General features: G+C 71.7%; 11 protein-coding genes. 10 read left to right on the top strand and 1 reads right to left on the bottom strand.

The genetic code is table 11. The annotated features are described in order from the left end of the window. Positions 1-39 precede the first annotated feature (39 nt). Positions 40-1,065, top strand: coding sequence for a ketol-acid reductoisomerase (gene ilvC, locus FB391_RS09895; RefSeq protein WP_141894243.1), 1,026 nt, complete (start codon positions 40-42; stop codon positions 1,063-1,065). A gap of 153 nt (positions 1,066-1,218) precedes the next feature. Further along, positions 1,219-3,054, top strand: coding sequence for a bifunctional metallophosphatase/5'-nucleotidase (locus FB391_RS09900; RefSeq protein ID WP_246093447.1), 1,836 nt, complete (start codon positions 1,219-1,221; stop codon positions 3,052-3,054). Here the strand turns inward: FB391_RS09900 and FB391_RS09905 are convergent. Next, complete coding sequence (locus FB391_RS09905) at positions 3,051-7,298, bottom strand: nSTAND1 domain-containing NTPase (protein ID WP_141894245.1); 4,248 nt, start codon at positions 7,296-7,298, stop codon at positions 3,051-3,053. The genes FB391_RS09900 and FB391_RS09905 overlap by 4 nt on opposite strands. 159 nt (positions 7,299-7,457) lie before the next feature. Between FB391_RS09905 and FB391_RS19680 the strand changes: the two genes are divergently transcribed. From FB391_RS19680 to FB391_RS09940, 8 genes are all read left to right on the top strand, one after another. Beyond that, the gene (locus tag FB391_RS19680; protein ID WP_185843027.1) at positions 7,458-7,616 is read left to right on the top strand and encodes a hypothetical protein; all 159 of its coding nucleotides are present in this window, start codon (positions 7,458-7,460) and stop codon (positions 7,614-7,616) included. A 90-nt stretch (positions 7,617-7,706) separates the two neighbouring features. After that, complete coding sequence (locus FB391_RS09910; RefSeq protein ID WP_141894246.1) at positions 7,707-7,910, top strand: hypothetical protein; 204 nt, start codon at positions 7,707-7,709, stop codon at positions 7,908-7,910. Positions 7,911-8,015: 105 nt separating this feature from the next. Further along, the gene (locus tag FB391_RS09915; RefSeq protein WP_141894247.1) at positions 8,016-8,732 is read left to right on the top strand and encodes a copper homeostasis protein CutC; all 717 of its coding nucleotides are present in this window, start codon (positions 8,016-8,018) and stop codon (positions 8,730-8,732) included. 132 nt (positions 8,733-8,864) lie between these two features. Then, complete coding sequence (locus FB391_RS09920) at positions 8,865-9,710, top strand: peptidoglycan-binding domain-containing protein (RefSeq protein WP_141894248.1); 846 nt, start codon at positions 8,865-8,867, stop codon at positions 9,708-9,710. Between the two features lie 78 nt (positions 9,711-9,788). Continuing rightward, positions 9,789-10,340 carry a DNA polymerase III subunit gamma/tau gene (locus FB391_RS09925; protein ID WP_141894249.1) on the top strand — a complete coding sequence of 184 codons (552 nt, stop codon included), beginning with the start codon at positions 9,789-9,791 and terminating at the stop codon, positions 10,338-10,340. Further along, positions 10,337-10,729, top strand: a complete 393-nt coding sequence (locus tag FB391_RS09930; RefSeq protein ID WP_141894250.1) for a bacitracin resistance protein — start codon at positions 10,337-10,339, stop codon at positions 10,727-10,729. The genes FB391_RS09925 and FB391_RS09930 overlap by 4 nt, the downstream gene beginning before the upstream one ends. 148 nt (positions 10,730-10,877) lie before the next feature. Next, positions 10,878-12,482 (top strand): phosphoglycerate dehydrogenase, encoded by a 1,605-nt coding sequence (gene serA / locus FB391_RS09935; protein ID WP_141894251.1) that lies wholly within the window; start codon positions 10,878-10,880, stop codon positions 12,480-12,482. 172 nt (positions 12,483-12,654) lie between these two features. After that, positions 12,655-13,008: a hypothetical protein gene (locus tag FB391_RS09940; protein ID WP_141894252.1), complete on the top strand. Its 354-nt coding sequence runs from the start codon at positions 12,655-12,657 to the stop codon at positions 13,006-13,008. Position 13,009: the final 1 nt, after the last annotated feature.

The raw sequence follows: 13,009 nt of genomic DNA on the forward strand, positions 1-13,009 counted from the left end.
CCGATTTCCCAAACCGCAACATCAAGGAGAAACACGAAGATGGCTGAGATCTTCTACGACGCCGATGCCGACCTGAGCATCATTCAGGGCAAGAAGGTGGCGATCGTGGGCTACGGCTCGCAGGGCCACGCGCACGCCCAGAACCTTCGCGACTCGGGCGTCGAGGTCGTCATCGCCCTCAAGGAGGGCTCGAAGTCCACCGAGAAGGCGCAGGACGAGGGCTTCGAGGTCAAGTCGGTCGCCGACGCGACCGAGTGGGCCGACGTCATCATGATCCTCGCGCCCGACCAGCACCAGCGGGCGATCTACTCGGACTCGATCAAGGACAAGCTGACCGCGGGCAAGACGCTCGCGTTCGCGCACGGCTTCAACATCCGCTTCGGCTACATCGACGCGCCCGAGGGCGTCGACGTGATCCTCATCGCCCCGAAGGCCCCGGGTCACACCGTCCGTCGCGAGTACGTCGCCGGTCGCGGCATCCCCGACATCATCGCCGTCGAGCGGGATGCCTCGGGCACCGCGTGGGCGACCGCACTGTCGTACGCCAAGGCGATCGGCGGCACCCGTGCCGGCGTCATCAAGACGACGTTCACCGAAGAGACCGAGACCGACCTGTTCGGCGAGCAGTCCGTGCTCTGCGGTGGCATGTCGCACCTGGTGCAGTACGGCTTCGAGACGCTCACCGAGGCCGGCTACCAGCCCGAGATCGCGTACTTCGAGGTGCTGCACGAGCTGAAGCTCATCGTCGACCTCATGTGGGAGGGCGGCATCGCCAAGCAGCGCTGGTCGATCTCGGACACTGCGGAGTACGGCGACTACGTCTCGGGTCCCCGCGTGATCGACCCGCACGTCAAGGAGAACATGAAGGCTGTGCTCGCCGACATCCAGTCGGGTGCCTTCGCGGAGCGCTTCATCGCCGACCAGGACGCCGGCGCGCCGGAGTTCCTCGCGCTGCGTGAGAAGGAGGCGCAGCACCCGATCGAGTCCGTCGGCAAGGAGCTGCGCGGTCTGTTCGCGTGGAAGCAGCAGGACGAGGACTACATCGAGGGCTCGGCCGCGCGCTGACCCGAACGCTGTCCAGAAGGCCCGGCTCCCGTCCGCGGGGGCCGGGTCTTCTGCGTGTCACCAGGTGTTCGCGGATTGCTGAGAGTTTCCTCATCGTCGACCTCTTGTCGCGGGCGGCCCGCGCGTGGTGTGATCCTCGCCATGGGAGAACACATGCCTGACCACGCATCCGACGACCTCACCCCGCTCACGGATGACCCACCGCGGTCCGGCATCAGCCGCCGCACCCTGCTCGTCGGCGCCTCGGCGGCGAGCGTGCTCGCGGCCGCCGGCTGGGGAGCCGCCCCGAAGGCGGTCGCCGCGCCGGGCGAGAAGGTCGTCAAGATCGCGATCATGGGCACGTCCGACATCCACTCGAACGCGCTCAACTGGGACTACTACAAGGACGCCGCTTACACCGACAGCGCGAAGAACTCGATCGGCCTGGCCCGCGTGTCGAGCCTGGTCAACCAGGTGCGCGCCGACGTCGGCCGCGAGCGCACCCTGCTGTTCGACGCGGGCGACACGATCCAGGGAACGCCCCTCGGGTTCTACTACGCGACGGTCGAGCCGGTGACGACCACCGGCGCGATCCACCCGATGGCGGCGCAGTTCAACGCGATCGGCTACGACGCCGTCGCGCTCGGCAACCACGAGTTCAACTACGGGCTCGACTTCCTCGACAACTGGATCTCGCAGCTGGACGCTCCGGCGCTGGCGGCGAACGCCGTGTACGCGGGCACGACGGTGCCGCGATTCGAGCCGTTCGTCATCAAGAACATGCACGCGGGTCCCGGGCTGCCCGCGATCCGCGTCGGCGTCCTCGGCCTCACCAACCCCGGTGTCGTCATCTGGGACAAGGCGAACGTCAGCGGCCGCGTGGACGTGCTCGACGTCGTCGAGACGGCGGCGCGCTGGGTGCCGGTGATGCGCCGCCGCGGCGTCGACGTGATCGTGGTGAGCGTGCACGCCGGCGACAGCGGCCTGTCGTCGTACGGGAGCGATCTGCCCGTCGAGAACGCGGCCGGGCTCCTGGCCGAGCAGGTGCCGGACATCGATGTGATCCTGTTCGGACACGCGCATCTGGACAAGCCCGAGGTCTTCGTCACGAACACGCAGACGGGTCAGCAGGTGGTCATGAGCGAGCCGGCCAAATGGGGGCAGCGGCTCAGCGTCTTCGATCTCGACCTCGCGTTCTCGCGGGGGACGTGGAAGGTGGTCTCGAAGTCCGCCCACTCCGTCAACGCGAACACGGTCGAGGACGACCCCGCGCTGGTGGCGGTCGTGAAGGCGCAGCACGACGCGGTCGTCGCCTACGTGAACACCGCGGTCGCGACCTCCACCGAGGTGCTCTCGGCGGCGGAGTCGTGCTGGAAGGACACCGCGATCCTCGACTACGTGAACCACGTGCAGGTCGAGACCGTCACGCAGGCGATCGCGGGCACGCCCGAGGCATCCCTCCCGGTCATCTCGATCGCGGCGCCCTTCAACCGCGCGGCCACCTTCCCGGCCGGCCAGGTGACGATCAAGGATGTGGCCGGGCTCTACATCTACGACAACACGCTCATGGCCTCCGTCCTCACCGGCGCGCAGATCAAGGACTACCTCGAGTACTCGGCGAAGTACTTCCAGAAGGTCGCGCCCGATGCGCCGGTCGTGCCCGAGACGTGGACGAACGCGCTGAACACGCCCGACTACAACTACGACCAGTTCTCGGGTGTGACCTACGACGTCGACATCTCACAGGATCAGGGATTCCGCATCCTGAACCTCGCCTACGGAGGCGTCGCCGTGGCGCCCGACCAGCAGTTCGTCGTCGCGGTCAACAACTACCGCCAGTCCGGCGGCGGCGGGTTCCCGCACATCGCCACGGCACCGGTCGTGTACAACGCTCAGGTCGCGATCCGCGAGGCGATCGTCGCGTTCGCGTCGGCGGCGGGCGAGATCGACCCGGCCGACTTCCACGTCGTGAACTGGCAGCTGGTGCGGGCGGGCACGCCGGTCTTCTAGCCGGTCGCCAGGGGAGCGAGCACGCCCTCACAGAGCGGGTGCTGCGCGCCCAGATCGCCGAGGTGCGTCTGCCACTCGTCGGCCGTGGGTTCACGGCCGGCGAGCCGGCAGGCGGCCCCCAGCTGCGCATCCGGCGACAGACGCCACACGATCACCCCGTCCCTGCCGGCCAGCGCCAACGCCGAACCGTCGCCCGCCAGCGAGGACCTGCCCGGCCCCGGCGTGGCGAGCCGATCGCCCAGCGCGAGTCCGCCGACGTTGTCGTACAGCGCCGCGATACCGGGACCCTGGTTGAAGAACAGGATCGTCCGGGCGTCGTGGGACGCCGAATAGGCGAGGATCCCTCCGATCGAAATGGGAACGCCGCTGAGCCGGGCGAAGTCCTCGTCGAACCGGCTCACGCTCTGCAGATTCGACGCGATGATCTCGCCGTCCGGAAGTGCGATCGATGAGACATATGTGGCCAGCCCCGTGTCGCGGAGGGCGCCGGAGGCCGCGTCGTAGACGCTCGTCTCGGCCTGGCTCTGCGCGTCGGAGATGTACGTGACGACGATGCGTTCGCCGTCGGCCGTGTCACCGGCCGTGAGGATCCAGTCTGGCGCGTGGACGGGTGGACCGACGGGTGCGAGCGTGGCCACGTCGATCGGCACCACATCGTTGTCGGGCCGGAGCACCGCCAGGAGCCGGCCGTCGACCGCGGAGGGGAAGACATCCTGCGTCTCGGGTGGCAGCTGGTGCGGGACGAAGCGGCCGGTGGCGACATCGATGACGTGTGGGGTGAAGTGCTCGACGTCGTCGGCGTCGACGACGGACGACCACGTGAGCACGTGCTCGTCGCCGAGCCATCTCAGACCCACCAGCACACCTTCATAGGGATCGATGATGTCATCGGGGATGCGCAGCAGAGGCTGATCCGTCGCGACATCCCAGACCGCGAACGCCGGCGGGGTCGCCTCATCGGTCCAGTTGCGCAGCGCCTCGACGAGGATCCGCTTCCCGTCTTCGTCCAGCCCCCCGTCCGGGGTGTAGCCCTGGGCGATCAGCCGGCTCGACGGTCCCGCTCCGTCGAGACGGAGATGTCCGACCGCGGGGGCGATCGCGCTCAGCAGCAGGAGCTCGTGCCCGCCGTCCACGAAGGCGAGGTCGCCGGAACCGCCGAGCTGATACGACGTCGGCGCGAGGACGCGCTCGCCCGTCGACAGGCGCCACGCCTGCACGGTGCCGGTCTCGTCGCCGCACGCCACGACGTCGCTGAGCGACGACGCCGCCAGGCGCGTGCATTCGTCCGGGCGTTCGTCCGGGCGATGCCAGAGCTCGGTGCCGGCGGCATCCCAGACCGACACGCCCGACGCGCCCATCGACGCGACGAGCCCGCCGGCGGTGACGACCACCGCCCATCCGACGAAGCCGGGACGACCCGGAAAGCTGGACTGCACCGTCATCGCGGCGGGGTCGACGACGTCGATGACGCCGTCGGCGGTGCCGACGATGACGCGGCCGTCGGGGAGGAAAGCCGAAGTCGCCAGCGTTCCCTCGTCGACATCCCCCGTGGCGAGCCCGGCGAGCGTGCGCACGGCCCCCGTGTCGCGATCGACGACGGCGAGCGTCCCCGGCGTGGCCCAGGTCGCGTACCGGCCGTCAGCGGTCAGCGTGAACATCTCGCTGCGGACGTCCACCGGGATGGGCGCGCCGTGCGGGCGGCCCGTGGCGGTGTCGAAGAAGTGCATCACCTCTTCGTCGTCGTCGACGAGGCCGAGGTCGTTCCTGCGGTGCTGCAGCACGGCGATCGTCGAGCCGTCCGCGCTCACGCGCACCCAGGGGCGCACCACGTCGTCGCTCGCCACCAGGTCGTCGGTGATGCGGCGCTTGACCGTGCCGGACGTGCCGTCATACACGCTGAGCGTGGTGCCGCGCGCCACGGCGAGTTCGTCGGTGCCGGGGATGGGGGCGATCCCGGCGCGCCAGTCGATCCCATCCAGATACGTGATCCCCGTGACGGCGCCGGCACCGGTCAGCGTGCTCATCAGCGCGGCACGGCTGCGCACGTCGTCGGGCCAGCGGCGGGCGGCGGCGACCGCCATGAGCGCCGCGATGTCGCGGTTGGTGGGTCGCAGCGAGACCGACCGGGCCGTGACCGCCTCGATCAGGCGGTCCTCGGCGGACGCCGCCGCGTCTGCTGCCGACGTGGCCGCCTCGCGGCCGCGCACCGCGGCGACGCCGCCTGACACGAGCGCGACGATCAGCAGGACGGCGGCGCCCGCGAGGGCTCCGCGCAGCCGGCGGTTGCTGCGTGCCTCGTGCGCGGCCTGGTCGGCCAGAGCGCGCATCTCGTTCTGCTCGCGCGCGGTCGAGGCCTCGACGAGCGCGCGTTCGGACTCGGTGAGATCAGGATGGGATGCCTCGACCCACTCGACCGCGGCCTGCAGGCGCGCACCGCGCAGCAGATCCTCATCGCGTCGTCCGTCGGAGTCCCACACTTCGGCGGTCGTGGCGACCAGGGCCATCACGCGCGCGTTCGCGGCGTCCCGCTCGAGCCACCCGTCCAGCCGCGGCCAGGCGCCTGCGACGGCTTCGTGCGCGACCATGACGCGGTCGCCGTCGACCGTGAGCAGGCGCGCCGCGACGAGCCGGTCGAGCACCCGCCGACGGGTCGGGTCGGCGATCAGCGGCTCGAGGTGTGCGATGCGGCGCACCGATGCGCCGTCCGGCCCGCGCTGCACGAGCCGCAGCATCAGCGCGCGGCAGGCGTCGGCCTCGTCCGGCTCGAACGAGCGGTAGAGCGTCTCAGCCGACTGTGCGATGGCGCCGGCGATCCCGCCTGACGCCTCGTAACCGGCCACCGTGAGGGTCGCGCCCTCGCGGCGCAGCCACGTCTCGACCAGGGCGTGCGAGACATGGGGGAGCGTCGCACGCCGATCGCCGGCATCCCTCATGATCACTTCGACCAGCCCCGGTTCCAGCCGCAGCCCGGCGCGAGCAGCGGGCCGCTCGATGGCCGCGCGAAGGCCCTCGACCGAGAGCGGCCCGAGGGCGTACACCCCGCCGCCGACGGCCGCGCCGATGCGGGGGAGGCCGGTGGCCCGATCGAGGAAGTCGCTGCGGAGGGTCATCAGCACGGTCGCGCCGCCGGCGAGCGCGTCGGCGACGATGGCGCACAACTCGTCGCGCTCCGGCGGGTCGAGCTGGAACACCGCCTCGGACTGGTCGATGACGATCACGTCCGCGACGCCGCGCCTCGACATCCGCGCCCGCAGCTCGACCGCGGTGTCGCGGCCCGCCGCCACGACGGCGAGGCGTCGTCCCTCTGCGATGCGGGGGACGACGCCCGCGAGGACGAGCGACGACTTGCCCGAGCCGGACGCGCCCACGACGGTGGTCAGCGAGCCGGGCCGCGCGCGGTCGCGGATCGCGGCGATGTCGGACTCGCGGCCGAAGAACTCATCCGCGTCGGCGGACGAGAACGCCGACAGCCCGCGATACGGGCAGCTGTCACTGACCCGGTGCAGTGTCCGCACCGCCGCGAGCGCCGGATCCTGCTGCAGCATCGCAGCCTCCAGCGTCCGCAGGCGTTCGCCGAGGTCGATCCCCAGCTCGTCCGCCAGCCGCTCGCGCGCGGCGCGCACGGTCGCCAGCGCCTCGGCCTGACGCCCGGCCCGGTAGTTGGCCATCGCGAGGACGGCCCAGCGGTTCTCACGCAGCGGGCGCGCCCTCACGAGGCGCTCGGCGTCGGCGATGACGGCGCGGTGCTCGCCATCGGCCAACCGTGCCTCGAGCAGCTCCTCCTCCGCGCTGTCGCGGATCTCGGCGAGCCGTTCCGACTCGACGGCTGCCGGCTCCCAGTCGGCGAGCTCGGGGTACGGCCGCCCCCGCCACAGCGCCAGCGCACGACGGTACGCGTCGATCGCGCGGTCGTGCTCCTCGTGGAGCGACTGCAGCCGGGCGGCGGACACGAGCCGCTCGAACTCGAACGCGTCGATCGTCGCGGGGTCGATTCCGAGCGCGTACTCCGATCCCCGGGTGACCACTGCCGCCGCTCCGAGGCCGGAGCGGATGCGGGCGACCGAGGTCTTCACCTGCTGAGGCCAGGTGCGCGGCGGAGCCTCGCCCCAGTACGCCTCGGCGAGCTCGCCGGGCGCGACGGCGCGTCCCGCGCACACGATCAGTGCGGCGAGCACCGCCCGCTCCCGCGGGCTCAGGGCGTGCTCGTTCCCCGTATCGAGCGGCCCCAGCACCCTGATGGCCATGCAGAAAGTGTGGGATGCCCCGGGCGCTGCGTCAACGGGCGCACCCGGCGACGAGTACCGGATGAGTACCGCGGGGTCCGCGGACGGATACCGGCGCCGGCGAACCTCGGATCACGGCATCGCGGAGGGGCCGCTGCCGTCCAGGGAAAGGAAGCCATCATGAACGCCACCACGACAATGCGCCGCGCGGGGCTCGCCGTCATCGGAGCGGTCGTCGCCACGGTGCTCGCGGCGGCCGCGATCACGGCCTCGGCCGTCTCGGGCGACGGCGGCGGCCACGGCGGCGGCTCGGCCCGCTCGTCGATGCTGTTCCGCTGACCGGACCCGCGATGTATCACTGCGGACTCCGGTCCGCTCACCACTGAGCACAACGCCGAGACCCGGCGAACCCGAAGGAAAGGAAAGGCCATGGACGCCACCACCCTGACCCTGGCCGACCGCATCCACCGCGAGCGGACGGCCACGCTGTACCGCGAACACGAGAGCCGGCGCACCGTCGCCGACCGCGGAACGCGTCTGACCCCCGAGCGGCCCGAGGTGCACGCGCACACCGGACTCGGGGTGTGGCTGCGCGAGCACTTCGCCCCGCCCCGTCGGCCGCGCTTCTCGTGATCGCAGGGTCCCGCCGCAGACGGGGAGCGGCGGGCCCCGCGGCGCACCGCCGCGGCGGCCGCGGGGCGAAGCGGCGCCTACGGCCCCGCCGGTAGGCTTCAGCGCATGTCCGCACTGCGCCCTGTCGAGATCGCCGTCCAGGACCCCGCGGGGGCCCGCATCGCGATGGAGGCCGGCGCCGCGCGCCTGGAGCTGTGCCAGGCCCTCGAGGCCGGCGGCCTGACGCCCTCACTCGGCCTTCTGGAGGCCGTGCTCGCCGCGGTCGAGCCGTCGGCGGTGAACGTCCTGGTCCGTCCGCGCGGCGGCGGGTTCGTGTACGACGCCGACGAGACCGCCGTCGTGGCCGCCGACATCCGCGCGTGCGTCGAGCGCGGCGCCGGCGGGGTCGTGGTCGGCGCGCTGAACGCATCGGGCGGGCTCGACGTCGACACGCTGCGTCGCTGGCGGGATGCCGCGGGCGAGGCGACGCTCGTCTTCCACCGCGCGATCGACGCGTCCGCAGATCCCGCCGCGGTGTTCGATGCGCTCGTGGCAGAGGGGGTCGATCGCGTGCTGACGTCCGGGGGAGCACCGCGCTCGATCGACGGGCGGGAGGCGCTCGCGGCGTTCGCAGCGCGTTCCGGCGGCGTCGAGGTGATGGCGGGCGGCGGCGTGCAGCCCGCCGACGTCGCCGCGCTGTTCGCGGCCGGGGTGGACGCCGTCCATCTGTCGGCCCGATCGCGGGCCGGCCACGATGCGCCGTCTGGGCCGGGCGGCGGCTCGGCCGGGCACGACGTCACCGATGCGGCGACCGTCGCCGCGGCGGTGGCTGCGGCGCGTTGAGCGCCGGCTGACGCCCGGTCTGCGGCATTCTCGCATCCCGCCCTCGCGCGTCTGACGTATCAATGATCCGGCGCGGTCCCTCTCTGACTCACGGGGCACCTGCTCCCGCAGACATCGAGATGAGGAGCCGCTATGAACGTCGAACCGTGGAGCACGATCGGGGTCGGGTCGACCGCGCCGATCGTGCCGGGGATCCAGTATCTGCTGAGGGCGCGCGGACACGCGGTGGTCGTCGACGGCATCTACGGACCCGCGACCGCCGCCGCCGCGGCGGCGTTCCAGACGGCTCAGGGCATCGCGCCCGCCGACGGGATCGTGGGGCCGGTGACCTGGCCGAAGCTCGTGGTCCCGGTGCAGCAGGGGTCGACGGGCGACGCGGTCCGCGCGGTGCAGCAGTTCGGGCTGCTGCGCTGGCCGGGCGACGACGCGCTGGTCGTGGACGGCTCGTACGGGCCCGTGACGGCCGAGCACGTGCGGTTCTTCCAGGAGTCGTGGGGACTCACCCAGGACGGTGTGGCCGGTCGCGAGACGTGGTCGTTCTTCAGCACCTTCACGCCGGGACCGCAGCCCTGGGCCCTCGTGAAGGTCGGCGCCACGCAGGACACCAACTGGCGTGTGCTCGCCGCTCAGCATCTGCTGCGCGCGCACGGCGCGACCATCGTCGCCGACGGCGTCTTCGGCCCCGTCAGCGGTCAGGCGGCGCGCGCCTTCCAGCAGACTCTGCGTGCGGTCGAGATCTCGACGACGCTCGGCCAGCTCGACTGGCCGCACCTCATCGTCGCGGTGCGCCAAGGCGATCACGGCGAGGCCGTGCGGGCCCTGCAGACACTGCTCGCGGGTGGCCTGGCCGTCGACGGCGACTTCGGGCCGCTCACCGATGCCGCCGTGCGGTCGTTCCAGCAGGTGTTCTTCCCGCCTGCGGACGGGATCGCGGGTCCGCAGACCTGGCACGGCCTGATGGTGAGGCTCTTCGACTGAGACGAGGGATGCCGCACCCCGGCGTACGGCACCGGCGGGGCGCGGCATCCGACCGCGTCCGCGCACTACGCTGGAGCCGTGACGAAAGGCCGCGACGACGACGCCCTGTCCTGGGACGGCGACGACGACCCCACACTCGATGTCGGAGCCTCGGGCGACACCGCTGCCGAGAACGCCTCCGAGCCCGAGGCGGACCCTGCCGACGTCGACGCGCCGGCCGCCACGAGCCTGCCGGACGGCTTCACCGCCGTCGGCAGGGGCAGCGAAACGGTCGGCGCCTCGGCCGTCGTGCCAGCGGCGGTCACGCCGGCCGCGACGGCCGCGCAGCGCGGCCCCATGGGCAACGGCGAGCTGATCGGCGTCGGGGTGCTGGGCGGCGTGTACGCGCTGTTCGCCATCGGCTGGATCATCGGCGGACTGCGCCTGCAGGACTGGCGCCCGTTCCTCGTCAGCGACGCGATGTATCGGGGGAGCCTGTGGCTGGCGGTGCTGGCACCGGTGCTGTGGTTCGCGACGGTGTTCCTCCTCACGCGCCTCTCGCGCGCGTGGGTGCGGTTCGCGTGGCTCGCCGCAGGCGTGGTGCTGCTGGTGCCGTGGCCCTTCGTGCTGATCGGGGCGGTGGGGCAATGAGCGGCGACGCTGCACTGAATGGCGAGAACGAGGATGCCGTCACGCCGGCACCCGTGCGGCGCGCGGCGCCGACCTGGCTCGTGGCCGCGATCTCGGGTCTGGTGGGCCTGTTCTACGCGTACGCGGTGTGGAACGCGATCGGCAACCTCGTCGAGACCGTCGGCTTCCTGGGCGACAACGACCTGTCGCTCAACGGGCTCGGGTGGTTCGTGTGGATCTTCGCAGCAGTCTTCCCCCTGCTGGTGTGGGCCGGAGCCTTCGCCATCGGCTTCCGGCGCCCCGCGCACGAGCTGTTCCTCGTGATGCTCACCGGACTGGGGCTCGTTGCCGTCTTCTGGCTGAACGTCGTCGCCTACACGACGTTGAACACGTCGTCGCTCGTCGGCTGAGCCCTCACGAGACCGGCCGTCACACGGTCGGAGGTGTGCATACACCCGCGATAGGCTGGAAGAGGCCTCGCCCCCGACGGCGTGCGGCGCGGCAGATCCTCATTCCGAGCAATACCGCGTGCTCGCGCGCAGTCACCGAAGGAACACCGTGACGAAGCCTGTCGTTCTGATCGCCGAAGAACTCTCTCCCGCCACGATCGACGCCCTGGGTCCCGACTTCGACGTGCGCAGCGTCGACGGCACCGACCGGCCCGCGCTGCTGTCGGCCCTCGCCGAGGCGAACGCGGTGCTGATCCGCTCGGCGACGAAGATCGACGCCGAGGCGATCGCGGCCGCTCCCGTGCTCAAGGTGGTGGCGCGCGCCGGCGTCGGCCTCGACAACGTCGACATCAAGACGGCCACGACCGCCGGCGTCATGGTCGTGAACGCGCCGACCTCCAACATCATCTCGGCCGCCGAGCTCACGGTCGGCCACATCCTGAGCCTCGCTCGCCGCATCCCCGCCGCGCATGCGTCGCTCGCGGGCGGCGCGTGGAAGCGCAGCTCGTACACCGGCACGGAGCTGTTCGAGAAGACCGTCGGCATCATCGGCCTCGGCCGCATCGGCGCGCTCATCGCGGCGCGCCTGCAGGCGTTCGACATGAAGGTGGTCGCCTACGACCCGTACGTCACGAGCGCGCGGGCGCAGCAGCTCGGCGTGCAGCTGCTGACGCTCGACGAGCTCCTCGCGCAGAGCGACTTCGTCACGATCCACATGCCGAAGACGCCCGAGACGACCGGCATGATCGGCGCCGAGCAGTTCCGGATCATGAAGCCGACGGCCTACGTCGTCAACGTCGCCCGCGGCGGGCTGATCGACGAGGCTGCCCTGCACACCGCCCTCACCACGGGCGAGATCGCCGGCGCCGGCCTGGACGTGTTCACGTCCGAGCCGCCCGCAGACGGTGGCACAGCCGCGGCGCTGCTGAGCCTTCCGAACGTCGTCGTCACGCCGCACCTCGGCGCGTCGACCGAGGAGGCGCAAGAGAAGGCGGGCGTCTCGGTCGCCAAGTCGGTGCGCCTCGCCCTCGGTGGCGAGCTCGTGCCCGACGCCGTGAACGTCGCGGGCGGCGTCATCGACCCGTACGTGCGTCCCGGCATCCCCCTCGTCGAGAAGCTCGGCCAGATCTTCGCCGCCCTCGCACACTCGCCGCTGACGAGCCTCGACGTCGAGGTGCACGGCGAGCTGCAGGCGTACGACGTCAGCGTGCTGAAGCTCGCGGCGCTCAAGGGCGTCTTCACCAACATCGTCAGCGAGACCGTCTCGTACGTGAACGCGCCGCTGCTCGCGGAGCAGCGCGGCGTCGAGGTGCGCTTGCTCGTCGACGACGACAGCCCCGAGTACCGCAACGTCATCACGCTGAGCGGTGCGCTCTCGGACGGCTCGCAGCTGTCGGTCTCGGGCACGCTCACCGGCACCAAGCAGGTCGAGAAGCTCGTGGGCATCAACGGCTACGCGATCGAGCTGCCGATCGAGACGAACCACATCGTCATGCTGTACACCGACCGGCCCGGCATCGTCGCGGTCTACGGTCAGCGCTTCGGCGAGGCGGGCATCAACATCGCCGGCATGCAGATCGCGCGCCAGACGGCCGGCGGTCAGGCGCTGTCGGTGCTGACCGTGGACTCGCCGGTGCCCGACGGGCTGCTCGACGACGTGCGCGCGGCCATCGACGCCGACCTGTTCCGCCAGATCGAGATCACCGAGTCCTGACGAACGACAGGATGCCGTCGCCCGTCGCCGCTCGCGGCGCGGGCTGACGGCATCCGTTCTTCGCCGGGCGCGAGTACCCGGCGAGTATCGCGCGGCTCTCCGCGGATACCGCCGCCGAACACCCTTGTCTCACCGGTCCACGAGGATCGGCAGGACAGGGGGCTGATCGGTCATGCGCACGCGGTGCGGGTCCGGCGCGGCGGTCGCGCTCGGCATGATGCTCGTCGTCAGCGGATGCGCGGCCCGAGGCGACGAGAGGATGCCGCAGCCGACGCCGACGGTCGCCGAGGTCGTGGGGGAGGACCCGACGGCAGAGGAGCCGGCGTCCGGCCACGGCGTGCGGATCACGGATGGGCCTGCCGGGGATGCCGGGCTCGGCGCCGGCTCGCCACCGACCTGGCTGGAGCGGATGGCGCAGCGCCTGCGCGCGGAGAGCGGGCAGCAGGCGGCGGCACGCTGCGTGCGGACGCAGCGCCTCGTCAATCCGCCGCTCGTCCGGGTGGTGTGCGTCGACTGGTCGCGCTGAG

Origin of the sequence: Microbacterium kyungheense (assembly GCF_006783905.1) — a bacterium.
Classification (GTDB): domain Bacteria; phylum Actinomycetota; class Actinomycetes; order Actinomycetales; family Microbacteriaceae; genus Microbacterium; species Microbacterium kyungheense.

What these genes read in the sequence shown, in the direction of transcription:
- ilvC (WP_141894243.1), top strand. Translation starts at nt 40, where the DNA reads ATGGCTGAGATCTTCTACGACGCCGATGCCGACCTGAGCATCATTCAG.
- FB391_RS09900 (WP_246093447.1), top strand. Translation starts at nt 1,219, where the DNA reads ATGCCTGACCACGCATCCGACGACCTCACCCCGCTCACGGATGACCCA.
- FB391_RS09905 (WP_141894245.1), bottom strand. Translation starts at nt 7,298, where the DNA reads ATGGCCATCAGGGTGCTGGGGCCGCTCGATACGGGGAACGAGCACGCC.
- FB391_RS19680 (WP_185843027.1), top strand. Translation starts at nt 7,458, where the DNA reads ATGAACGCCACCACGACAATGCGCCGCGCGGGGCTCGCCGTCATCGGA.
- FB391_RS09910 (WP_141894246.1), top strand. Translation starts at nt 7,707, where the DNA reads ATGGACGCCACCACCCTGACCCTGGCCGACCGCATCCACCGCGAGCGG.
- FB391_RS09915 (WP_141894247.1), top strand. Translation starts at nt 8,016, where the DNA reads ATGTCCGCACTGCGCCCTGTCGAGATCGCCGTCCAGGACCCCGCGGGG.
- FB391_RS09920 (WP_141894248.1), top strand. Translation starts at nt 8,865, where the DNA reads ATGAACGTCGAACCGTGGAGCACGATCGGGGTCGGGTCGACCGCGCCG.
- FB391_RS09930 (WP_141894250.1), top strand. Translation starts at nt 10,337, where the DNA reads ATGAGCGGCGACGCTGCACTGAATGGCGAGAACGAGGATGCCGTCACG.
- FB391_RS09940 (WP_141894252.1), top strand. Translation starts at nt 12,655, where the DNA reads ATGCGCACGCGGTGCGGGTCCGGCGCGGCGGTCGCGCTCGGCATGATG.